Consider the following 23,460-nt stretch of genomic DNA (forward strand, 5'->3'; position numbering starts at 1 on the left):
GGTGACGATCAAGACGCCAACCCACCAGCCATGATCGAACTGCGATACCCCGTCGCCGGGTCGCCAACGTGGGTCACTTTGGTAATCGACCAGCGCCCCTGCATGTACACAGGCCAGGTGTCATCCAGCACCAGCAACCCTTCGGCTGCCAGCAACGGGTTGCCTGGGCAATCGATCTGTAACTTCAAGCCTTCACGGCCCACGCGGCGCAGTTCACCTTCGGCCACGGCGCGGGCTTCGGCTTCGTTCTGGCAAGGCTGGCGCAAGGTCTTGAATGGGGCTATTCCGATCTGGACCACACGCTGTTTGCCTGCAGCGGCGTCCCACCAGCTGACGCGGCTGCCCATGTATTTGGAGCGCGATTTTTCATCAAGCTTGGCGGTGATAAAGGCCTGGTTTCCCGGGCGGTTATCGTGTGTCACGGACAGCTTTACTTCGGGCAGCAACTGGCCGGTGAGTGACTTGGCCTGCCCCGCTTCGGCCAGCACATAAAGCTCGTTGAACGGCTTGGTGACCGCGTTGTAACGCTTGGCCAAGCGGGTGATAAAGGCCATGTCGCTTTCGTTGGACTGGTCGATATGCTCGATCGCAATACCGTCCAGCGTGGGTGCCACACGCGGCGAAAAGCCGTGGCGGCTGACCAGTTGCCGGAACAATGCGCCCAGGGTGGTCGGCCCATGACTGGCGGAACGGCGCTGGCGGTAGCCGCTTTTATCCGTCCCGCTGAAGGGTGCGGCGGTGGCCACGATCATCAGGCGCATTGGAAAGAGCACCGGGGTTCGTTGGGTGACGACAAATTCGCCTTTTTCCACCAGGCCGGTTTCCTGATAGCCGACGCGCAGGCCGATCTTGCCACTGAGGCTGGGCAAGCCTTCCAACCCTTCGATGTTGAGGGTCAGCTCCAGGCGATCGGTCTCGATGCCTGCGGCGTCGGTGTGGCTCCAGTGCATCAGGCGTTGATTGAGCAGCGTCGCATTGGCGCCATAGAACTCCACGATCGGGGTGAATCCCTGTGCCATACCGCCTCCTTAATCCCAGGCCAGGACGGGACGCACCGCGGCCGGCCTGGCTTGCATCTCAGGCACAATCACCCATACACCTGCGGGCAGTACCGGGCCGTATTCGGCGAGTTCAGGGTTCAAGCGCCAGAGGGTTTCTTCCGCCGCGTCATCGCAACGCCCCAATTCGCGGTAAAGCAACAGGTTGACCGAATCACCGGCAATACTTCGCACTCTACGCATTGACGAATTCCTCCAGTTCAAGGGTCCAGGTCATGACCATGGCAGTGCCGTCATCGATCACATGGCTCTGGTTTTCCACCACCGCATTGATCCGCCACTGGCCCCAGTTACGGCCGATGCCATCGACCAGCGGCAACGGCGCCCGCGCATTTTGCAGAGCGCGCAATTCGTCCAGGCGTTGCATACCGACGGCGTACATGGCGGTGCCGCTGAACGTGAGTTTTTCCAGCTTCTGGCCGTTCTGGCGCGACTGCGGTTTGCTGGCAATGATCGCCAGGTCACTCCAACCGCCGTCGCTGTTGCGCATCAGCGACGAATAGGCAAAACCTCGGGACAAGCCAAAAATAAAGTCGCCCAGCACCATTTGTTGTCGCATCAATCACCTCCTGAAGGATCGGCCAGGGCCGCGTTGCGCCGGATGCCCAGGGAGTCGGTAACCATCGGCACGCATTGAAACTGCAGGGCCTGGATCACCTGATTGACCACCTGCTGAGCGTCCGCCGGGTTGACGCCGGTGATCTGGATGCTCGGTGAGAGCGTGACCTGGACGTTGTCTGTTCGCGCGCTGTTGAGCTCTTTACTCAGGGCGTTCGGCGCAGGCAGACGATCGCTTGAAGCGAACAACTTATCCCCAAGCCAACTGCCTGCTTCGCTGCCGAGCAAGCCACCGATGGCGCCGCCGACTGCGGTGCCGATACCTGGGAAAACCAGGGTGCCGAGCGCGGCGCCGGCGGACGCCCCGGCCCAGGCGCCACCGGCAGTGCTCAGGCCAGAACCGACAGCCTTGACGTCACCAGTGCGCACGCCCTGGATCACATCCACGGCGGTGTCGACGTACTTCAGTGGACCAAGACGGCGGGCGCCGGCCAATCCCAATCTACTCACGGTTCCCAGCGGGTTGGCAGGCATCTTCAGCGTGCCAGGCAGAGGTTCACGCTTGAAATCGGGAGTATTGGCCGGAGTCGTTACCCGGCTTTCAAAAGGCATGGGGATGAGCTTGCGCTCTAGTGCCTCGATCAGCCCGGGGCCTTTGTTCGCGGTCAACGAGCCTGCGGATGGGTTCTTTGCTCGACTGTTCGCCAGCACCTCACGGGGTTGCAACCGCTGAGCCGGGCCAGCGGCATTCAGGCCTAAAAACGGCGGCGGTAACAACGCTTTTGCATCGCGTTCGAGGCCGCTTAGAATCCTGGCAAACACACCGCCTTTCCTGCCTGCCGGTGATCGTTTGGTCGAAGCTGTCTTCGGCGCAAGCGGCTGTTTCTTTTGCCTGCTCTGCGCGCTTTGAGGGCTTCGAGATCTCTGCGGTTTTTGCGAGGACGACTGACGAGAACTCTTTTTCCCCCGGGAGCCCTGCGAGCGCGAACGTCGACTTCCAATCGGGCGCTCAGTTGCGGTCGCACAGCAGCACGCTTTGTCTTTCTCCGAACCGCCATCCTTGAACAGCTTGCCAACACCGGGGAGCTTACCCAGCGTCGCATCGACCACATTGCCGGCAACGCGGCTTTTTATCGTGTCTCCCAAACCTGAGAACAGTTCGGTAAACACCGGCGTAACAGCTCCAGCCGTTTTGATCGCGCTCGCCAGAACCGGTGAGTCTTCAGCGGCGACATTGGCGCTGTCCGTCAGGCTCGTCTTGGCTTTCAGCCAAAGCGATTCTCCCCAAACCGATGTAGCGTCCAGGGTTTTAGAGAAGCGTTTGCTGCTTTCGCTGGACTCCTCGCGCAGCACCTTGACTGACTTCTCCGAGGTTGCGGATTTGTCGAACTTCAAATAGCTGCCTGAATGCTGCAGCGCGCTTGCCAGGTCTAGTATCTGGGCGTTGCCCAGGGTCATGGCCTCGCGGATATGGCGTAGATCCTCAGAGGTGCTCGAAGCGGATTCAGACACCGTCTTCGATTCTGTTCGCTCACCCACATTGGATGAACGCACATCAATTGCCCGCAGCGTCGACAAGGCGGTGTCGAGCGAATCTACACCCTCACGCAATGAGCCGAGCGACAGTGCCAGTTCATCAAGTTTCAGCGTTGCGTTGGCGAGCGCGGCAACTGTCCCGGACAAGGCCGCCAAATCCGTTGACGGGGGTGGGCTGCCAACCGACAACGTGCCTGGGCTGAGGATATCGGCGTCCTGTGCGCCGTTTGTATTGCCGAACGCATCCCGGCCATTCAAGGCGACGGCATATGCGAGCGAATAGCTGTTCTGCATCCCGCTTACTCCTGTTTAACGCCAAGGCGAGTGATCGCGATGTCGTAGCGGCGCAATGCTTTTCCGGCGTCCCAGTCGAGGATCTCTGCCTCATTGACCGAGTAGATCAGCGGTACCACATCGAGGATTACTTCGATGTCGCGCTGCGAAAGAAGTCCGCCGGTTGATTTAAAAAATCGTCGATACGCTCCTGCAGTTCCGTCCAGTCGGGCACGGTCAAGCCGGCCAGGTCGGGGATCATCAGGCCCGTGCAATGGGCAGTGATGAACTCGGCGCGCTCTTTGTTGGTGGCGAGTTTTTTCATCACTTTGGTGGCGCGCAAGGCGGGTATTTCCAGGGGCAGTTCGGTCAGGGTTCGGCCGGCGGCTTCCAGGGGCAATAGCAGGTGGACAGGCTGGTCGTGGGTCGTCACGTCCTGTTGTTTCAGGAAGAACGAGGCCGGGCGCGTCGACATTTCGTGTACGTACTGCGCAATGCTCACGTAGTCCGGGCGCTTGAGTTGGTCGAGCTCTTTTTCCGACAGGCCGGTGGCGAGTTTCGCCAGCTCAAAGAACTGGTCGTCCTCGTCATCACCGGCCCGGGCCAGCGCGTCTTTTTGCGCGGCGTAGAACAACGGTTTGAGCTGAACCTGCTGGATTGTCGCACCGGTATCGGCGGTGATCGGGGCCAGCAGGGTATGCAACGGTGGCATCCAGGCCATGGGGCAATTCCTTGTTGAACGGTGTTGAAAAGTGCGAAAAATCTAAACCTGAGCACGGCCTCTGTGGGAGCTGGCTTGCCTGCGATGGCATCCACTCGATACACCAGGGATACCGAGCCGCCTGCATCGCAGGCAAGCCAGCTCCCACCTTGACCGTGCTCGCTTCAGATTGCGCTGGCCTTTAAGGCATCAGTACGGCGCGGCGCGCATCGCCAAGAATGTCGACACCGTTCAGTACGAACTTCTGGGTGCGCACGTCGATGTCGATCACCGAAACGCCATTTTCCAGACGGTTGTAGGTACGGCAGGACAGTTCCAGTGTGGTGGTGGCCTTGTCGCCCATCTTCAGCTTCGCCTCCTCCAGGGATTTGAGCTTGCCGCCCACGGTGTGGTAGGTGAAGTAGGTTTTGCCATCCTGATCCTGGCCGGCTTCACGCACGTTCAGCAAAATGTCGTCGCCCATGCGCACGCCCAGGGCCAGCATGATTTCCGGGCCCGCACCTTGCAGCACCAGCTTGGCATTGAGCACCTTGCCGCTCTTGGCCATTTCCTCGGCGATAAAACGCCCGCCGGACATGGCCTCCATGTCGAACTCGATCTTCGGCGGGGTGAACTCTTCCACGGTTGCGGACAACGGCAGGCCTTGAAGGGTGGCCGCAATGGCCTGTCTGACTCGATTGGTAAACATTAGAGAACGTCCTCCAGGAACTGCTCGATGATTTCATCGCGGGCGTTGAGTTGATAAACCATGTGTTCGTTCGGCGCGTAGCGGCCGTAGTCGATGACGATGAACCAGGTGCCGTTCTTGTACTTCTCGACGCTGTTCAGCTCCGGGTGCAGGTACACGCTGCCGCCGGGAATGGTTTCGTCGGCCACCAGGGTTTGCAGCCAGTCGTTGATGCGCTTGACCTCCTGGTCCATGAAGGACTTGGTGAGGTTCTTGGCCATGGCTTTCTGGCCGGCCTTGACCAGCTTGCGGCTGATGGCATCTTCCAGGCCGACGTAGCTGATGAACTTGCCGGTGATGGAGCGGTTGCCCAACAGCGAGAAGCCGCCAAGGATGGTGCGGGCGTAGTAGCTCACGCCGTAGCGGTTGAGCAAGTCACCTTCGGTGGAGGTGTCGAGGATGTTGTACTCGACCACGCGGGAAACGTCCTCGGCGAAGGTCACCTGGTTGCCCGGGCTTTCCCACTGCTTGACCTTGGCCAATGCGGCGATGGCCAGCGAGGATGGCGACAGGAACACGTTTTTCTTCGCGGCCTTGGAGTACACCGACGGCATGTTGTGCACCAGCAGGCAACGGTCGAAGCCCAGGTCTGCACCGCCCAGCTCGCCGCTGTACGTCACTTGATCGGCAACGGAAGCGTCCTTGCCATCCAGCACTACACGGGCCTTGATGCGCTTGCCGAAGGAGGCGAACTCACCGGCCACGGCCTTGGTGCCAGTGAAGCCTGGAGCGCCGATGATGGTCAGGTCTTCAGGGACGCTGCTCAAGGCAGCCAGGCCCAGTTTGCGACCGGTGACCGGGTCGTTGCCGCCGATCACATTGTTGATCGTGTCGGCCGGGGTGGCGCCTTCTTCGACGATCACGACATAGACCGGCACCTTGACCACTTTGAGGATCTGGTACACCGCCTGGAACAGGGTGCCCGACTCGGTGCCGGTAGGGTCCAGCAGCGCCTGGGTGGTGAAACTGTTGATGCGAAACGGCGCGTTTTTGGGGATCGACGCATGGGCATTCGGCGCAGTGCCGACCAGGCCGATGACGTTATCGCCAAGGCCACCCATGGCCTCGGGGGATTCAGTGGCATTCACAGTGATGCCGTTGTGCTCGAAGTTCAGGACTTCTGCCATGGTTATTCAGCCTTCTTGGGGGTGGAGTTGAGGACGCTGGTCAGTTCCAGGCGGCCAGCGGTGCGCAGGGCGGATGCTTCGACGTCGAGCAGTTCCAGCTCCTCACCGGCGGTGGACCAATGGCCGTTGCCGATGGGGAATGGGATGAGGACGGTGTAGGTTTGGCGGGTGGGCATGGGTGGAGATCTCCGGGATGGAAAATGTTAAAGCCCCTGCAGGAGGGGCTTTCGGGGGGCGAAAAAACCGCTTTCGCGGTGGGGGGCTTACTTCAGGAAGCGGGGCTTTTCAGGCCATACCACCGCGTCCGGGTCGGCACCCTGATCGGGGATGTCGCGCAGAGCTTTACGGTAGGCCACGAACACTGAGCGATCTTCGTCGGCCATTGGGTAATCAGGCATGGCCGCATAGTCGCTAGATGCCAGGTCGGCGTCCCGGGACTTACGAATGAGCGTCCACTTGATCAAAGGGTGAAGCTCAGCAGGTACAAATTCAGGTTTCATCAATATTCTCCTTAACCCAAAGCCAACATGGTTCCCCAGTCAGCGGGGTGGGCAACTACGCCCGTACAAGCGCCCGCCAGCATTACTTCAACAACTCCACCCTCGGAGTTGCGCATTGGATGAAGATGCGCGTAATACCCAAAACGCTGGGCCGGCAATACCACCTCAGAACACCAACGCCACTTACCCTTTTCGCTCTGTGTACTCCAAAAACCTGAAACAGCGCCCTCAATCACTCGAACAAAAGCTCCGAAAGTCATACACGAATTCAGACTCACGGGCGTCCCTCCGCTTGCCCTGTCGCTGTCAACAGAATAAGGAAACGCAAGCCACATGCCGCTCTGCGGGGTGCCTTGATTGTCCGACCATTTCATTTGCCAGACGTTAATACTGGTGCGCCAATATCCAGTCGAGCTTATGTCGAAATCTGGATATTGCTCACGCACATCCGCCTGTACCTGAAGCATAAAGTCGACGTCCGCCTGAGGCCGCCCCGCAGTTTTCGCCGCCGCGGTCACCGTCCGCAGTTTTGTGGCAGTTACCTGTTGATGAACAGCCCACCCATCAATCAGGGTTCCCGTGGCATCCGCTGTCATATTGAAGTTTCGCGTAAGCGCCAGCCTAGGCAACCTCTGCTCCAGGCTTACAAGCTGTGCCTCATATTTTCGACGCGAAGCTTCAAGCGCCTTATCAATATCATCGACCTTGCTCGTAACGATGTTCGTCAAATTATTTGCCGCGCTTACAACAGCGGCCAATTGCTGTTCAGTACTCACTGTTTGAACTCCCTGTATTCCATTAATATTTCCCCTGAGTTTTCAATCAAGCCCAAAGAGCGGCTTCATGGTGACAAGTAAAATGGCTCTGTCGCTAAGTCGCATTCTTTTCCAAAGCCATTACCCGAAATAGAACCCCTACACCTCGGGCCATGTTGTCGACGCTTGCCGCCGAAAGAGAAGCAAGCTCTTCGACCAGCAAAATATTGAGGTTTTCAGACCCCACTACCACCGTAACGCTATCCGCCGGCAACGGCGAAACATCCAACGTAAACTTCTGCAGCACCCGCGCCGCCGCCGCTTTATACGTCAGCAACTTCCCCGCCACGGAATACACCGCCAGCAAGGTCCCACTGGCGAGGTAAAAACCGAACTCGCCAATCTCATACTCACCGTCGCCATCAAACAGCGCGGCCATCCTGAGTTGGCGCTCGCCCAGGTCTTCGTAATCAACGATGGCCACCCGTTGGCGCTCGTCACGCAAGGCCACTTCGCTGCCGTCGGGGTTGTAGCGGCCGGTGCCGGCGCCGATGTGGGTGATTTCGCCTTTGAGGCCCTGGTTCTTTGCCTGCAGCACTTCATCCAAACCTTTGGAGGTGAAGCGCACCAGGCGCGTGATTTCATCTGTCATGGCTGCGCCCTGAGGTCGTAGTCGTTAATGGTGTAGTGCTGGGCAACCCCGGCACTGTTTAACCGGGCCACCAGCGCCAAGTCCGGCAACGCGCCGTTCAGGTAGAACTCGCCGTCGCTTAAAGGCGCGTCGAGCACTTGCGTGAGCGCGAGCTGGCCTTCGGTCTCATGCACGATGGTGATCGTCGCCTGATCGCGCTCACTTTTTGCCGCGTTGATGCGGCGGATCAGCCGGTTGTGATCGCCGCTGGACCAGCTGCGCCCGATGATCGCCTGCACGTCGAAGGTGTAAGGCACGCCCAGCGGACGTTGCTGGTACCAGGCGCTGATATTGGGCGTGAAGCCCAATGACTCCACCGCATGACTCAGCGCCTTGGGTGTGCCGGCCTGGCGCTGGATCTGCCAGGACAACGCTACGGTCAGACGCTTTTCCGCCTCGCTGGCCTCGGCATCCCATTCGCTGACGCCACGGTCGGCGGCCAGGTAAGGGAGGAATTCGCTTGGGGTTTGAAGTGGATTCATCAGCGCTGGAAACGGCGGCGTGACACGTTCAATCAATGTGCCGAAGCCCAGGTCCAGGGCCTTTTCCAGCGGTGAACTGTTGGCAGGCAGCAAACTCGCTTTGGGTTCACTCATAGGGTGCGCACCTCCACCTCGACGCCCGTGCAATACGGGGCCTGGAACGCGGTGCTGACAATCGGCGCCAGCGGTTCCAGGATGTGCAGTTGCGCAGCGCCAGCGCTGTGGATGGCGTAGTCGATCCAGCTGGGGTCGACCCGCCCTTCCAGCCGATGGCAGGACTCTGCGTAGTCTTGCAGCAGTTTCTGCGCCGCCACTTGGGTCAGCCCGGAGTCCGGGCCGGCGTTGATCTTGGCCACCACGCGAATTTTGTAGGGTTGAATCTGTGCGCCCTGAACGCTGACAAGGTCGGTTTCGGGCCGTACATCCGGCCGTGCGAAATGCCGACGCACGCCGTCAAGCAAGTCGGCAGACGGCGTACCGTCGCCCTCGCGGGAAAGCACGGTGACCATGACTTCACCCGGTGCGGTGCGTCGGGCGTTGCCGTCCTTGATCTGGGCCGCATAGCCGTCCGGGTCGAAGGTGTAGGTGACCGTCACCACCCCAGGCGTCGCGCTCTGCACTTTCACCACCGGGCGCTCGCCAAGGGTGAACACTTCGCGGCGATACTGCATGCGCGAGCCCGCTGCCGGGGCGTGGGGCGCCAGGTAGTAACGCAGGCGGGCGTCGTCGTCGCTTTCCAGGGTTGGCGGCACCGGGGGAAATGCCGCCGGGTCGCCAGCGTCGAGCACTTGGCGTTCCAGGCCCATATCGGCCAGGCGTGCATCCAGGTTGCTGCCGGTGGCCCACCACGCCAGCATCTGCTTGATGCGGGCGTTGTATTTGCGTTCGTGGGTTTGCAGGCGCACGCAAAAAGCTTCCAGGGCCAGAGTCAGCAGTTCGCTCTCGTTGTCGAGGCTGACCTTGAGCTTAGCCGCGCTTTGCGGCGCGCGGCTGGCAACGTAGTCAATGACGAACGCCTTGAACTCGGCCAGCAATGGCTCGAACTCATCCACCTTGATCAGGGCTGGTTCCGCCAGTTGGTTCTGGCCGGGGATCAACATGCTCATGTCACGACCTCGAAGGATTGTTGGCGGTTTTTCCAGGTGCCGGCAAACCGCAGCAGCAGGCCGGCGCCCTGGCGGGTAGCGACGATGACCTGAGGGTCGAAGTCGCCGATACCGTTGTGGGTGTTGTAGAAGGCTTGCGCGGCGTGGCTTTGGGCGAGGATCAGCAGGTCGTCGCCCAGGTTCTGGCCGAGCAAGTGCGGGATCAGTGAGCCGTACAGCGGGCGTTTTTGCCGAGTGCCCACCGGAGTGGTCAGCGCCCGGGTGGCGCGCTGCACAAATTGCAGCCAGTCATCGACGGCTGCCCCGGTGTTCCTATCGATTCCGAGCATGGGGTGTCCTTATCGGGGGCTGATGACGCGTCCTTGATGGTCCACCACCGGGCCGCTGAAGTGCGCGCCGCCGGCATCCAGCAACAGGCTGGTACCGCCGATTTGCAGGGTGATGCTCTGGGCGTTGAGGCTCAGGCTGGCGGCGCCGACTTTAATGTCGACCTGTTCACGGGAGCCGCTGACGGTGGTCGGGCCGTTGACCCAGTTGAAGGTATGGCTGGCATCGTCGTAGTCGCTTTGGGTGCCGTCCTGGTGTCGACGCCGGGTCAGCGTCGCAACGCTGGAAACCGGCGGAAAGCGATCACTGTTAAGGCCGAACAGAGCCACGGATTGCACCCCGCCCTCGCCCCCGCCGTAGTTGAGCAGCAGGCATTGTTCACCCACCGTGGGGATACGGGTTTCGGTTTGCGCACCGGCGCTGGGGTTGAAAAAGCGGATCGCCGGGGTCAGCAAGTCACCATGGCTGACCTTGCAGGTGTTGCTGGCCGCGTCGACCTGCTGGCAAATGCCAATCCGGCAGAAGCTTTCGGCGCGGCGGTAGAGGTCTTCGAGCTGGGTTTCCATCTCTGCCAGGCGTTCGACGATCGGTCCCAATTGCATGCGTAACAGCGCGTCGAACATGGGCTACTCCGCCAGTGGCTTGTATTGAGCCGGGTCGTCGATGTTGGAGACGTCCCAGGTGCAGGCAAACAACGGCTGGCCTGTAGGATCTTCAAGTAACGGCGGCCCCAGATAGAGGGTCTGAGTGAAGGAAACCGTCCAGGTGTCGTAGTCCGCATCATGGGTGCTACGTACAGCTGGAGCGGCGACGATATTGGCGGGCAAATCGCACTGTGCCTGGGGCAGGTTCCAACGGTTATCCAGCACCAGGTCCATCAATTGGCTGGCCAGGTCGCAGGCATCGAACGGCAATGCACCGGGGGTGACCATGGCCCTGAGTGAAATGCTCAGCACGTGGGCCTTGCGGCCTTCGCGAGAGCGAATGCCTGGGCCATTGCCTTCGACCGTGACCATTACGCCGGTTTGTTCAGCATCGCCTTGAAAGTCTTGGTGGCTGCCGACCTTGATGTCCGCAAAGGCCGCATGTAGCGCCGCGCCGATGGCTTGGGGCAGTTGGGATGGCTTTTCGATAAGCGTCATTTTAAGTCGCGTCCTTGCAACGATTAGTGCGGGTCCTGGCCGGAGCCTTGGTTGATCCCGATGCGCTTGGCCGCCCATCGTTCATAAAGGCCGATGGCCACATCAGCACCGGCCATGGCGGTCAGGCAACCAATGGCGCCGGCGGTCCAGATCGACATCCCGGCGGCGTAGCACAGCATCAGGGCCGAAACCCCGCAGACCATGCACGCCCCGGAGCGCAGGGCCAGTCGGCGGATCAGCGACCAACCGCGGGCGCCCTCCTTGTCGGCCCGCCACATCTCGCCGGATACACCGCCGATCACTGCCAATACGATGACCAGCCAGATAGGCATTTCCGCTAACGCTTGCTGTTCATTTGTCATGTCACGCCTCCTGGCTGAGCAATAGATAGTCCGTATTTCATTTACAAATGCTTGAGTAGGTAGGCATTCCAAAAAGCCCGGTCGCCCGGGCTTTTCAGTAATGATGTCCTCGGACTTTCGGCGCTACTGGCGCGGTACGGTCCTTTCCTCGATGTTTTTCCGACCACGATCCCTGTCTGCCGGATAACTGCTTCTGGTGCTTTACGCTGCACACCCGGGTCAGTTGCCAACCCTCTGAACCGTTAAGGCCGGTTCATCGCTGCCTGTTGTTGAAGCGTTGAAACTAAAGAGCGTCGGCATCCTTGCCGGTGTTGCCTGGCATCCTTGCCATCGCTTCGATGGCGTCCTTGCCGATGTTGCGTGCCTTCCTTGTCTTCCTTGGCAGCATCCTTGCCGCCTCCACCAGGCCTTGTTGGCTGGCTTGAGACGAAGAATATGCATGTATGCATATACAGTCAATGCACAAATGCATTTATTTTCACCGCGGGAATGCATTAATGCATTGGAGGCCTTACGGGCATGGGCTTGGCCGGTTTTCTAAGGGCGAAAAAAAACCCGCACACGGGCGGGTTTCTTCTTACGCGTGGAGGTTAGCGGGCGTACATGCCCCACCAGAAAACATGACCGAGGATACTGATCTGCTCGTCCTGGATATCCTGGAAGCTGTAGTCCTCATCGGGGTGCTCATCACGGTTGAAGCTGCGCAGGCGAATCCCGGAAGGCAGGCGGTAGAGCTGTTTAACCCGCAACTGGCCGTTGTGATTGATGGCATACAGATCGCCATCGACGATGTCGCCAATGCCGCTCTTGCCGGCATTCACCCCAACCGTGGCGCCGTCGCGCAACACCGGCAACATACTGTTGCCGCGCACCGTCACGCACTTGGCCTGGTCGAACTGCACACCGTTATGCCGCAGGCTGCGCTTGCCGAACCGCAGGCTGGCCTTTTCGCTTTCCTCGATGACGAATCTTCCTGATCCAGCAGCCAATTCAACCTCGCGCAGAAAGGGGATCGACACCTCGTCATCATTAACGGGGGTATCGTCGTCCCACAGGCTTATGTCCTTGAGTTCCGAATGCATCGGGTCACGCCCATCATCGCGCAAGCCGCCCACCGCAGCGCGCCCACGCAGCTGGTCGGTGCTCACGCGAAAATACTCGGCGATACGGGAGATGTGTTTATCCGACGGATCAACGATCTTGCCGCTGAGGATCCGGGACAGTGTGGATTGAGGCACGCCGGTGCGCCGGTGAAGCTCCGTGGGGGAGATTCGGTCGCGGTCCAGCAGCTCTCTTAAGACGATAGAAACGTTGCGTTTTTGCATAACGCGGATATTGACCTGAGTTTTTGAGGTTGGCAAATGCTAATTTGCATAATTTATGCGGCGCGAGGAAATTCTAGTCCACACATCAGTAGGCCGTGGAGCGCTAGGCAATCGACAATTTCAGCCTCAGGCAGGGCTTGAGGCCAGAAGCATATGCCGAGTGCAACTGCTAGGAGCCACCTCCAGCCTTCCATGAGGATAAAAAGAGTTATTCAGCTAACAGCCGCCTTTCAAAACGATTAATGCACACATAATTACTGCCTATAAAGTTAACGCAAAAACAATAGGTGCAGCATAAAGAGCAATAGTAATAATCAATCGCGAAACTAACCAAAACAAAACATGGATAGACTCGAAAACTGTAGGGTGTCGGCTAGTCAGCTGTGGCGCAAGTATTCTAGCTATTCTATCGTCAATTTCTCGATGATTTTCAGTTTCATCAAGAAGCTCGTCATACCTAGAGGATTGTTCTGACGTAAGTGACGCATCCTTGCTTATTGATCGATATAACTGATGAAGTCCTAGGTAATTTCTGCGCATTTGAATTGCCCTCCCCCTGAAGTCTCGATTCGAGACGGACAAAGAAACACCGAGAAGAGCAACAGAAAGGATAGCAGCCATCACATCAGTATCGTCACCCAACGCCTTTGGATGTTTTATTGAAATTACAGCTAGAGCGGAGCTGAGTATTGCGTACCACACTAATAACAACTGAGAGTGAAGATCTAGCCATTCAAGACGTTTATGGGCTTGAATTCTGGCTTTGTAGGTAAACCAAACGTTATCCTTCACAGCGTTCTCCTGGGAGGTGCAGTCGACTTTGAATACACTGACAGCCCCAAAGGTAAGGCAGACCGTAGCTCATCAGCTCAACCGTTAGTTTTAGATTGATAGAAAGGCTATGCAATAGAATAATTCTACAATGCCAGCACGAATAATTGGAAGTGATATTCGTGAACAAGGCGTAGGAATTCGCGGCAAGCGTGCGGCTAGCAGCTAAAAGCTGCGCCCTGCCTGACAGGCCCTAAACTCTAGCGCTTAAACCTAGTATTAACCTGAAAAGTAACAAATATTAGACTGCTATTCTATTTTCGGGATCAGTTCCATTCCCAGCATTTGTACCTAGCGTGGACTTTTGAGAAACGAAGCACACTAGCAATGCCAGTATATCAGCGAAAATACACACCACATACAAAAGCATTAAAAAACCTTAATAACAAACTGAAACGCTTTGCTGGTTTTCTATTAGTCGACATTGCAGGCAAGGCTGCCTGCAATGCGATATAACGAGACTGTATATTTTTCGGAGCAAACCAAAAATCTAGTATGTAAGCCGTTTATAAATAATGTTTTCATTAAGCACTTAATGACATAAACGGCCTAATAGTTAACGAGGCTTACCTTAAAATATACTTTTTATTTCTTCAGCAACGGCATGCCCCTCTACATGCACCCCAATCTCGTCATAGTCATTTCCATAAGCTGAGGCAGAAAGCCAATTGAGGCTAGTAATAACGAAATTATCACTGTCCCAGGCTAAAATTTTTGCATGAATAGCAGGGAGAGCAATTTTTTCAATATTAATATTAGCGTCTTTAGCTGCCTCGGATATTGTTGATATGTTATTTTCAGTGAGTCCGCCGCTAGTACGCCCATAAAAAATTTTCGCTTTTACGCCACTATTTCCATTCGTTGATGTAATTAGCGGTGTAATAACTGGTCTCTGGGCGATGTGACTAAACCTGTGACTGCAAACGACGATATCAATCTTCGCTTCGTCCCTAGCTCTTCTAACTAAGTCGTAATGTTCGTTCTTAAGTATGAGCTTAACGCTAACTAGGTCCTCGGAAGGGTCATTTTGTTGCGCTATTGATTTTCTAGCCACCGAATTAGCTAAAGTTGATAACTCCCTGCTAAATAAATTAGACACCTTTGAAATCCCCTGTGCCAGTGAGCTAGATATTCTAAGCATATCAGATGCAAACGCTGTACTAGAAATCTTTACCGATGCCTCAAACAGAGTAAAATTACTATTTAGCCAGTTACAAGATCCTAAAAAAACCGAATAATCACCCTTCGGATCGTCGTAAATAATGAACTTTGAATGTGACGCCGTGGGCTCTAAATGAACATTAATTAATGTGTCGAGCCCCTCCAGCCTAGCATGTTCAACCATTTCACTAAGAGAGTCTCTAGTTTGTTGATAGGGCTGAAGGTCCTTGCCCTCACTTGGTTCAACCTGCCCCCATAATATATCAATTTTTACAGACCGCTTTGCTAGAGAAAATAGCTCACCGGTTAAAGCTTTTAAATTGGCAGGATTGATAAATGTAGAGTGTATTATTAGCCTTGTACTTGCTGTCTTCAGGGAAATTTCAAGCGCAGCTTTGTGCTCGTCGGCACCAAGAATCAACTGGACATCGTCCCTTTTTAATTCAATTGCGGGAAAGTTCTTTTCGATCTTAGATCCTTGAAAAGTAAACATGCTATGTTGTTTTTCTGTTTGCGTACCAAGCAGTTCAAGCTCTTCGGACTTTTTATGAGCGGTCATTAATATTTGCTCTGTCAAATCATCAGACAGATTAATTGGCGCATTGCCAATTCTATCTGAATCGTCGACAGACACTAAGCCATATCTTATATTATCTCTACTTATTCTTATATATGTATCATCAATGGCTACGGCCTCTTCATCCCCATCGGAAACGCAGTCAAATATGTCCGCATGATGCGCTTCTTTATATGGCTTTGGGAATGAGAGCGTCGCTACAAAACTTCCTTTACTTGGCAGTATTTCACCTAATCTCTTTTCATTGTATAACTGAAAAGCTTGCTGTCTATGACCAACCCTGTAGCAATCAGAAGTGCACGGATCTATTATATACTGTCTTATCGAAGTAATTGGTTCCTTCTCAAGTGGAAGCTCTTCCAAGGTAGCAACAGCCTTGCCGTTAGACGTTGCGACAAAAGAAAATTGTTTTTCGACTTTCACTAACTCGAGCCAACCTGCTTTCATTAAAGGTATAAGCACTTCAATAATAAGACGTTTAGGCAAATTTGACGCTTTAGCGAGTTGCTGTGCGGAAGCCGGTTGTTTTACAATCGCCTGCAATAGTAAATGATCAATTGCCCCCCACCTTTTCCCTTTTAGAATTTTAAATCGCTGCTGTTCGTAGTAAAAAGGTACAGCAACAAATATTGTAGGTCTATTAGCCATTGTGATTTTTCTCTGTCGATTGATGACTTGCGGTTTGTCTAATAGATGATGGAAATGATTTTTTTTTGTTGCAGGGCTTTGCTTTACGAGCATCATGCTCAGATAACTCATAACTGGATATTAACGTAACAGCACCCGATGCAATAAACGCTTCGAGCTTATTAATTAATTTGATAAAAAATTCCGTTTGAGATTTTAGGCTAGCATCACTAACATTAGTTGATTCGTTAACCCCCCAGTACTTCAGGAAGGAGTATGAACCCACGACTATAAGTTTATGACGAGCTCTACTTAAAAGTACATTCATGCGGCGCTCATCTGCAAGAAAACCTAGCGCACCACGTATGGTCGGATTTCCGTTATTTCTAACTAATGAAACTATGACGACATCTGCCTCGCTTCCTTGAAATGCGTCAACAGTACTGCAAAAATCCGAGTGATCGCTGGCCGGGTCAAAATCAGACAAGTGAGAGAACTCTGGCTTAAGTTTGCCGTGCTTATAAATAAATCGTGATATCCTCCCAACCTGTTCAGAATAGGGGGATAGTATTGCTATTTTGCACCGGGAGCTTGAGTCTTTATTAGCTTTTATATTTTTCAACAACGAAGTAATAACTTTGCGTTCATTAAGGTTATTCCACCTAGGCAAGCTTTCCCCAGTTTTCATTTGTTTAGTTGTCTGGACATCCGGCATATCTATCCAAGTAATTGAAGCTGAGTCTCTAAGCAACGTGGAGGCATCAAATGAGAACGGTAAAACCTTATCACTACTAGTGAATGCTTTTTTCTTATCCTCATCAGTTTTTAGATCATCATCATAAAAAACATTTGAAATAACTTCTGCGATATCTGGGTGCATCCTATGTTGAACAGTGAGCATACTACCGATAGCACTTCTGCCATCCTCGGAGCCAAACATATGTTTATGTTGCTTAGCTTCCTTAACCTCATCCTCAACTAAGGTTTTAAAGAGCATAAAGTACTTTGACGCCGCCCGCCCAATGTCAGCCGTACTTTTTTCTGTACTTTGCAACTCATCAAGAAAAGTTTTGGTTGCTTCACCTTTGATTTTGGCGCTAAAGATACTTTCGCTGTCTTGCAATAGGCTTTTGAGTTTCTCAGGAGAGCCCAGTATTGATATTATTTCATTGGATCTATATGGGGGCAGTTGCTTGTGGTCTCCAATCATCAATCGACGATGAGACAGCAACAATGGACTGGCTAACTCTAGTCCAGTTGCCTTACCTGTTTCCTCCATAATTGACCAGTCAAATTGGGCTCTGTCTTTGATCATTCGCTCCACTTGCTCGGAGTTTGTAGTAGAAAAAACTATATTAGCTGCGCGAAGTAGCTGATTAATGAGCGGGTGTCTTTTATATATTTGCCCACTAAGTAAAAGTCGAGCTTCATTTTTTATTGAATCGGAACCGGAATTTAAAAAAAGCTCGCTATTGATAAAATTTTGAATATATTTCTTGGCTTTCTCATCGGCATCAACGAGAGAAGTTTCATCATTTTTATCTTGCTTACTACACCTTATGATTAATAGCTCATCTGAATGTTCACTTTTTTCAAGATGTTGGCATACCTCATGAAACAAGTGTTGAACGGTTGAGTGACTTTGTGCCGTTAAAAGGATTCGACTATCAGGCTCTTGTTCAAAAAAGTATCTTACCAGTGTTGATACCAAGAATGTTTTTCCGACACCTGGTGGGCCTTGAACTAAAGATAGAGGATGAGTTGAAATAATTTTTTTGAATGATTTTTTTTTCGAATCATCCAACCTAGCTGTATGATTATCAATATTCGGAGGCAACGCAAAAGTGTTGGAGTACTTTTGCGGCGATATCAGTACATTAATTAGCTCAGTATGAGATGTCAGTGTGTCTAAGGCTTTTGATCGTCGAGTAAGTTGTCTTATAGTGCCTTGCAATGAATTCGGCGCTATAAAATAGTTTTGGTGGTTAGGCAAGGGCGACTTGGTTGTAAAATTATACGTTAACTGACCCTCATCAGTTATGTGATAGTTTTGATAATCAAGAATAATTTCTTCGTCTTCTTTTCCGAATCCGTTTCCACTTACTAAACTCCAGACGAGAGTTTCAAACTCGCCCTCGTCCTTCTTAAGGATTTTTTCGAGCCTCACAGCTGGCGGATCAACATCCAATAGTTTAGCTAGCCGCTCAGACTCTTCAGAGTTCTTGCTGCATATTTGAATGCAGTAGCTTTCCCCGTCATTTTCAGAGCACATTATTTCGATGGGAAATATTTCAGATCTCGCATAAGCAATCTCGGTAAGATGGCAAGCGATAAAACTATCAATAAGTTCTTGTTGCTCAGTTGTTCGAGCAGCTTCACCTGCTTCCAACTTGCTAAATAACGAAACCCATGAATTTTCTTCCGGCGCGCTGGTATTACTGCGCTGAGAGCTGAATGCATCTGCTATGGTTATAGTTAATATTTTCTCAGATGCAATCGAAATTGCTCTTGAGTACTTCATGAGGTGAGCGGGCGGGTCAGAATATGCTCGATCACACACGGCAATATCCCATGTACTTTCATCTGAATGTTTACCAGGGCTGAATTGATCAAGCTGATAGGTTAATTCATTTCCTTTTAGCAGATATATTGGATCCTGCTTGTTTGGTGGTGTTGCTCTCAATAGTAGCGCAGAATCTGCAATATCTTTTTCAACGAATTTCTTAAGCTCGGCGATATTTGTTTTATCTAACGTCACACCGTATTTTTGCTTATATATGTCCTGGATTTTAGAGGTCACGCTATTTTGATATAGCTTTGATTCGGGATTGGTGGACACTTTAAGAGCAAGGCTAAATGGGTTGGCTGTTTTTGAAGCCCCTCGATCTAACGCAGAGACAATTTCCAATATTGCATTTTTCGTGAAGGCGCCATCAATACTTTCGTATGTCGAGCTAGATCTAAATGGTATAGCACCTATGAGTTTTTTTATAAATATCACCTCTATAAGCATTAGCCCTGAGGTAGCCGAGATATCTTTAATTTGCTCCGACATGCCTTCCAGGGAGCCGAGATCAAGATTAAGTATTTTTGAGACCAGTATACCAAGTTCTTTCCAATCGTTCGCAAATGAATACGTAGGAGTGGTATTTATGGCGCTTGACCTTTCTGGCGTTGAATGCGAGATCGTGGTCACTCGCATAGACCATTCAAACCCGGTAAGTTGAAAGTCTCTGCATCCATCATGCTGGTTATTTGTAGCTAAAATGGAGTCCGTGCTTAATTGACGATGCAGTAGGCCTTGATTATGCAAGATTTCAATTGCAGATGAAATTCTTATTATATTTTTCCAGAAATGCGCTCGCTGGCTTGGTTTCTTTAAGTTTTTTATCCAAAATGGTTTTCGTGTTAACACCTTAGAGCTCATGAGAAAAGAAAGGGGCAGCCTCTCTTGAGTGTCTAGGACCAAATAGAACCCCTCGGTATCTTTGCCTGAATCAACCAAGGTTGCTATTAGATCGTCCGCGCCAGGAAAACCATTTAGCCGATGCAATTGGCGGAGTTCATGTAGCCAAATTGCCTCAACCTCTTCATCGCATATTTCGAGAGACCTAGGCCAGTGCTTTATGATAAAAAAATCGCCTTCTTTTTCAGCACTGTAAATAATTGGTCTTCCTGAGGAGTCATCGGCTACTGATAATGGAACCTCACTGAGGTTGTAATTTTGCAAGAATTCATTTTCCGCATTTATCATATTCAATTCCATTGAGTGGGCAGCCGTTGTAACGTACCAGATTGTGAAAACTTATTGGAGGCCCTATGCCATCATTCTCGGCAAAGTTTTTCAACTTCTAGCTGAGTCTGACTGAGGTGCAATGGCCGATAGCTGCCTTCACCTTTAAAACGCTGACCAGAGGTGATCAAGCCTGCTCTTACATCTTAGGTGATCATTTCCGGGGCGGATCCTCTTCCCTGGGTCCGCTTGTCCACTGGCAAAGCAAAGAGGTTACCCATTTCCCAGTTGCACCCACCCCACCACCACGCTACCCTTTCCTCCATCGCTGCCAATTCAGCGATCGGGTCTGATAACCCGTCAAGATGCAGGTGCACTAAGCGCTCCCAAACCCGATTGAAGGCGTTTTTTTTCGTCCATCATTTCGTGCAATGGCGGCTGTGCGTGGGAGACCTTCGGGTCTGCCGGGTTCCTGTATCTCCGGTTTATCAGCCTGCGCACAGCTGCCACCCCATTCGCCTGATAACGAACGTGGTAGCTCTCACTTGATATGGGAGTTTTACCGATGACCGCTACAAATCAGCCTGCGTTAACCACCCTCGGCGTCACCCCCTTCTCCTTTCACTCCGACCAACCTCTATTCCGCGTCAACAGCGGTGTTTCCCTGCAAGACGCCTTGCACCACGCCTCCGATCTTCTCCATGTCGCCAAGCTGCTCGCAGAAGATGCGGCGATGATCAAGGAGACGGACCGTTATGCGTGGGCGTCGCATTACTTGCAGGAGATGGTCAAGGCGGTAATTGATGATGTGGTGAAGGTGTTGGATTCGCCCGGCAACATTCAGTAAGGGGGCGATAAAAAGAAGGGGGCGGCGTATTTTAATAAATGCGCCACCCCTTCTTCTATTTCTACCGGGTCGTTTGCGACCTGCGAAGGGTCGACTTCGCATGTTAACCTTGCGCCCATCGCAAAAAATGCTGGGCCAAGCGCCCAATGCCGATCAGTTAAGCGACCACGATTGGGCAAGGTGTGGAGCTTTTGAACTTCAGCGATGCGGGTGCTTCGGCCCGCCGGTACAGCGCGGTGATCCCATCGCAGCCTCGCTGAAGCTCGACAGCTCCCACATTCGACCTGCTTTGTTTTGACGTGCGCCTTTCTAAACTGATCGACACTGGACCACGCGCCCCCTTTGCCCCATCACTTTCAACGAATTTGCCTATTACCCAATGAGTAAAAACACCTCCGATCTGTCCTCCCACACCCCGATGATGCAGCAGTACTGGCGCCTGAAAAACCAGCACCCTGATCAGTTGATGTTCTATCGCATGGGCGACTTCTACGAGATCTTCTATGAAGACGCGAAGAAGGCCGCCAAGCTGCTGGACATTACCCTGACCGCTCGCGGGCAGTCGGCGGGGCAGTCGATTCCGATGTGTGGCATCCCTTACCACTCGCTGGAAGGCTACCTGGTCAAGCTGGTGAAGCTGGGCGAGTCGGTGGTGATCTGTGAGCAGATCGGCGACCCGGCGGCCAGTAAAGGGCCGGTGGAACGTCAGGTGGTGCGCATTATTACGCCGGGTACGGTGAGTGATGAGGCACTGCTGGATGAGCGTCGCGATAACCTGATCGCTGCGGTGTTGGGCGATGAGCGTTTGTTCGGCCTGTCGGTGCTGGATATCACCAGCGGCAACTTCAGCGTGCTGGAGATCAAGGGTTGGGAAAACCTGCTGGCGGAGCTGGAGCGGATCAATCCGGTGGAGTTGTTGATTCCGGATGATTGGCCCAAGGACCTGCCGGCGGAGAAACGTCGTGGGACCAAGCGTCGTGCGCCGTGGGATTTTGAGCGCGATTCGGCGCTGAAAAGTCTGTGCCAGCAGTTCTCGGTGCAGGACCTTAAAGGCTTTGGTTGCGAAACCCTGACCCTGGCTATCGGCGCTGCCGGCTGCCTGCTCAGCTACGCCAAGGAAACCCAGCGTACCGCCCTGCCGCACTTGCGCAGCCTGCGCCATGAACGTCTGGACGATACCGTGGTGCTTGATGGCGCCAGCCGTCGCAACCTGGAGCTGGACACCAATCTGGCCGGCGGGCGCGATAACACTCTGCAATCGGTGGTCGACCGTTGCCAGACGGCGATGGGCAGCCGCTTGCTGACCCGCTGGTTAAACCGTCCGCTGCGGGATTTGACTGTACTTCAAGCACGTCAGACCTCTATTACTTGCCTGCTTGACGGTTACCGCTTTGAAAAATTGCAGCCGCAACTGAAAGAAATTGGCGATATCGAGCGCATCCTCGCGCGGATCGGCCTGCGTAACGCGCGGCCCCGTGACCTGGCGCGCCTGCGTGATGCCTTGAGCGCCCTGCCGCAGTTGCAAGTGGCGATGACCGAACTGGACACGCCGCACCTGCAGCAGCTTGCAGTCACCGCGGGCACTTACCCGGACCTCGCGGCGCTGCTGGAAAAGGCCATCATCGACAACCCGCCGGCGATCATTCGTGACGGCGGCGTATTGAAAACCGGCTACGACAGCGAGTTGGATGAGCTGCAATCGCTCAGCGAAAACGCCGGGCAGTTCCTGATCGACCTGGAAGCCCGCGAAAAAGCCCGTACGGGCCTGGCTAACCTGAAGGTCGGCTATAACCGCGTGCATGGTTACTTTATCGAGTTGCCGAGCAAGCAAGCCGAGTCGGCGCCTATCGACTATCAACGTCGCCAGACCCTCAAAGGCGCCGAGCGTTTTATCACCCCCGAGCTCAAAGAGTTTGAAGACAAGGCGCTGTCGGCCAAAAGCCGCGCCCTGGCGCGGGAAAAGATGCTCTACGAAGCCTTGCTTGAGGACTTGATCAGCCGCCTGGCGCCGTTGCAAGACACCGCCGCCGCCCTGGCGGAGCTGGATGTGTTGAGCAACCTCGCCGAACGTGCGCTGAACCTGGACCTCAATTGCCCACGGTTTGTCAGCGAACCGTGCATGCGCATCGTGCAAGGCCGTCACCCAGTGGTGGAGCAGGTGCTGACCACGCCGTTCGTCGCCAATGACCTGTCGCTGGACGACGATACCCGCATGTTGGTGATCACCGGTCCGAACATGGGCGGTAAATCCACTTACATGCGCCAGACCGCGTTGATCGTGTTGTTGGCGCATATCGGCAGCTTCGTACCGGCAGCCAGTTGCGAATTGTCGCTGGTGGACCGCATTTTCACGCGGATCGGCTCCAGCGATGACCTGGCCGGTGGCCGTTCGACCTTTATGGTGGAAATGAGCGAGACCGCCAACATCCTGCACAACGCCACCGAACGCAGCCTGGTGCTGATGGACGAAGTGGGCCGCGGCACCAGCACCTTCGACGGCCTGTCCCTGGCGTGGGCTGCGGCTGAACGCTTGGCGCATTTGCGTGCGTACACGCTGTTTGCCACGCACTACTTCGAGCTGACCGTGTTGCCAGAAAGCGAGCCGCTTGTGGCCAACGTGCATCTCAATGCCACGGAGCACAACGAGCGCATCGTGTTTCTGCACCATGTGCTGCCAGGGCCGGCGAGCCAGAGTTATGGTCTGGCCGTGGCGCAGTTGGCCGGTGTGCCGAACGAGGTGATTACTCGCGCCCGCGAACACCTCAGCCGCCTGGAAACCACGGCCCTGCCCCATGAAACCGTGGTCGCCAGCCCGGCCAAAGCCAGTAAGAAACCTGCCGCGCCGCACCAGAGCGATATGTTCGCCAGCCTGCCCCATCCAGTGCTGGATGAGTTGGCAAAGCTTGACCTGGATGACTTGACGCCGCGTAAAGCGCTCGAAATGTTATATGCACTGAAGACTCGGATATAACGCAGACGCTTGCAAGCTGATAG

The 23,460-nt window shown here is 54.0% G+C and carries 23 protein-coding genes; 2 read left to right on the forward strand and 21 right to left on the reverse strand.

Annotated features, from left to right (window positions below; genetic code table 11):
• Positions 1 to 8: 8 nt before the first annotated feature.
• The 21 genes from TX23_RS05685 to TX23_RS26895 all read right to left on the reverse strand — a co-directional run bounded on the left by TX23_RS05685 (position 9) and on the right by TX23_RS26895 (position 19,640).
• Positions 9 to 1,019, reverse strand: coding sequence for a contractile injection system protein, VgrG/Pvc8 family (locus TX23_RS05685; protein ID WP_057701378.1), 1,011 nt, complete (start codon positions 1,017 to 1,019; stop codon positions 9 to 11).
• Between the two features lie 9 nt (positions 1,020 to 1,028).
• Entirely contained in the window at positions 1,029 to 1,241 is a 213-nt protein-coding gene (locus TX23_RS05690) for a tail protein X (protein ID WP_017137071.1), read from the reverse strand.
• The gene (locus TX23_RS05695; RefSeq protein ID WP_057701379.1) at positions 1,234 to 1,617 is read right to left on the reverse strand and encodes a phage tail protein; all 384 of its coding nucleotides are present in this window, start codon (positions 1,615 to 1,617) and stop codon (positions 1,234 to 1,236) included. Before TX23_RS05695 ends, TX23_RS05690 begins: the two co-directional genes overlap by 8 nt.
• Positions 1,617 to 3,446, reverse strand: a complete 1,830-nt coding sequence (locus TX23_RS05700; protein ID WP_057701380.1) for a hypothetical protein — start codon at positions 3,444 to 3,446, stop codon at positions 1,617 to 1,619. Before TX23_RS05700 ends, TX23_RS05695 begins: the two co-directional genes overlap by 1 nt.
• A gap of 127 nt (positions 3,447 to 3,573) precedes the next feature.
• On the reverse strand, positions 3,574 to 4,146 hold the full coding sequence (locus tag TX23_RS05705) for a phage tail assembly protein (RefSeq protein WP_057701381.1): 573 nt from the start codon (positions 4,144 to 4,146) through the stop codon (positions 3,574 to 3,576).
• A gap of 181 nt (positions 4,147 to 4,327) precedes the next feature.
• Positions 4,328 to 4,834, reverse strand: a complete 507-nt coding sequence (locus tag TX23_RS05710; protein WP_032893288.1) for a phage major tail tube protein — start codon at positions 4,832 to 4,834, stop codon at positions 4,328 to 4,330.
• Entirely contained in the window at positions 4,834 to 6,000 is a 1,167-nt protein-coding gene (locus TX23_RS05715) for a phage tail sheath protein (RefSeq protein ID WP_032877508.1), read from the reverse strand. Before TX23_RS05715 ends, TX23_RS05710 begins: the two co-directional genes overlap by 1 nt.
• Positions 6,001 to 6,002: 2 nt before the next feature.
• Positions 6,003 to 6,176, reverse strand: coding sequence for a hypothetical protein (locus TX23_RS28160; RefSeq protein ID WP_003189022.1), 174 nt, complete (start codon positions 6,174 to 6,176; stop codon positions 6,003 to 6,005).
• An 87-nt stretch (positions 6,177 to 6,263) separates the two neighbouring features.
• Positions 6,264 to 6,500 carry a tail fiber assembly protein gene (locus TX23_RS05720; protein WP_054917790.1) on the reverse strand — a complete coding sequence of 79 codons (237 nt, stop codon included), beginning with the start codon at positions 6,498 to 6,500 and terminating at the stop codon, positions 6,264 to 6,266.
• Between the two features lie 11 nt (positions 6,501 to 6,511).
• A complete protein-coding gene (locus TX23_RS05725) occupies positions 6,512 to 7,276 on the reverse strand; it encodes a hypothetical protein (RefSeq protein WP_057701382.1) in 765 nt (254 codons plus the stop codon).
• Between the two features lie 94 nt (positions 7,277 to 7,370).
• Entirely contained in the window at positions 7,371 to 7,907 is a 537-nt protein-coding gene (locus TX23_RS05730; RefSeq protein ID WP_057701383.1) for a hypothetical protein, read from the reverse strand.
• The gene (locus TX23_RS05735) at positions 7,904 to 8,542 is read right to left on the reverse strand and encodes a phage tail protein I (RefSeq protein ID WP_057701384.1); all 639 of its coding nucleotides are present in this window, start codon (positions 8,540 to 8,542) and stop codon (positions 7,904 to 7,906) included. Before TX23_RS05735 ends, TX23_RS05730 begins: the two co-directional genes overlap by 4 nt.
• Positions 8,539 to 9,534, reverse strand: coding sequence for a baseplate J/gp47 family protein (locus TX23_RS05740; protein WP_057701385.1), 996 nt, complete (start codon positions 9,532 to 9,534; stop codon positions 8,539 to 8,541). Before TX23_RS05740 ends, TX23_RS05735 begins: the two co-directional genes overlap by 4 nt.
• Positions 9,531 to 9,863, reverse strand: coding sequence for a hypothetical protein (locus tag TX23_RS05745; protein WP_057701386.1), 333 nt, complete (start codon positions 9,861 to 9,863; stop codon positions 9,531 to 9,533). The genes TX23_RS05740 and TX23_RS05745 overlap by 4 nt, the downstream gene beginning before the upstream one ends.
• 9 nt (positions 9,864 to 9,872) lie before the next feature.
• Positions 9,873 to 10,484 carry a phage baseplate assembly protein V gene (locus TX23_RS05750; RefSeq protein ID WP_057701387.1) on the reverse strand — a complete coding sequence of 204 codons (612 nt, stop codon included), beginning with the start codon at positions 10,482 to 10,484 and terminating at the stop codon, positions 9,873 to 9,875.
• A gap of 3 nt (positions 10,485 to 10,487) precedes the next feature.
• Positions 10,488 to 11,003: a hypothetical protein gene (locus TX23_RS05755; RefSeq protein ID WP_057701388.1), complete on the reverse strand. Its 516-nt coding sequence runs from the start codon at positions 11,001 to 11,003 to the stop codon at positions 10,488 to 10,490.
• 23 nt (positions 11,004 to 11,026) lie between these two features.
• Positions 11,027 to 11,365, reverse strand: a complete 339-nt coding sequence (locus tag TX23_RS05760; protein WP_003189007.1) for a phage holin family protein — start codon at positions 11,363 to 11,365, stop codon at positions 11,027 to 11,029.
• Positions 11,366 to 11,955: 590 nt separating this feature from the next.
• A complete protein-coding gene (locus TX23_RS05765; RefSeq protein ID WP_172833446.1) occupies positions 11,956 to 12,699 on the reverse strand; it encodes a LexA family transcriptional regulator in 744 nt (247 codons plus the stop codon).
• Between the two features lie 252 nt (positions 12,700 to 12,951).
• Complete coding sequence (locus TX23_RS26890) at positions 12,952 to 13,482, reverse strand: SLATT domain-containing protein (RefSeq protein WP_082629575.1); 531 nt, start codon at positions 13,480 to 13,482, stop codon at positions 12,952 to 12,954.
• Between the two features lie 610 nt (positions 13,483 to 14,092).
• Entirely contained in the window at positions 14,093 to 15,907 is a 1,815-nt protein-coding gene (locus TX23_RS05770) for a phospholipase D-like domain-containing protein (RefSeq protein WP_167346922.1), read from the reverse strand.
• Complete coding sequence (locus tag TX23_RS26895; RefSeq protein ID WP_167346923.1) at positions 15,900 to 19,640, reverse strand: AAA domain-containing protein; 3,741 nt, start codon at positions 19,638 to 19,640, stop codon at positions 15,900 to 15,902. The genes TX23_RS05770 and TX23_RS26895 overlap by 8 nt, the downstream gene beginning before the upstream one ends.
• Positions 19,641 to 20,184: 544 nt before the next feature.
• Here TX23_RS26895 and TX23_RS05775 point away from each other — a divergent pair.
• On the forward strand, positions 20,185 to 20,466 hold the full coding sequence (locus TX23_RS05775; protein WP_057701390.1) for a DUF3077 domain-containing protein: 282 nt from the start codon (positions 20,185 to 20,187) through the stop codon (positions 20,464 to 20,466).
• Between the two features lie 379 nt (positions 20,467 to 20,845).
• Positions 20,846 to 23,437 (forward strand): DNA mismatch repair protein MutS, encoded by a 2,592-nt coding sequence (gene mutS / locus TX23_RS05780; protein ID WP_057701391.1) that lies wholly within the window; start codon positions 20,846 to 20,848, stop codon positions 23,435 to 23,437.
• Positions 23,438 to 23,460 lie beyond the last annotated feature (23 nt).

It is taken from the genome of Pseudomonas paralactis (genome assembly GCF_001439735.1).
GTDB classification, from domain to species: Bacteria; Pseudomonadota; Gammaproteobacteria; order Pseudomonadales; family Pseudomonadaceae; genus Aquipseudomonas; species Aquipseudomonas paralactis.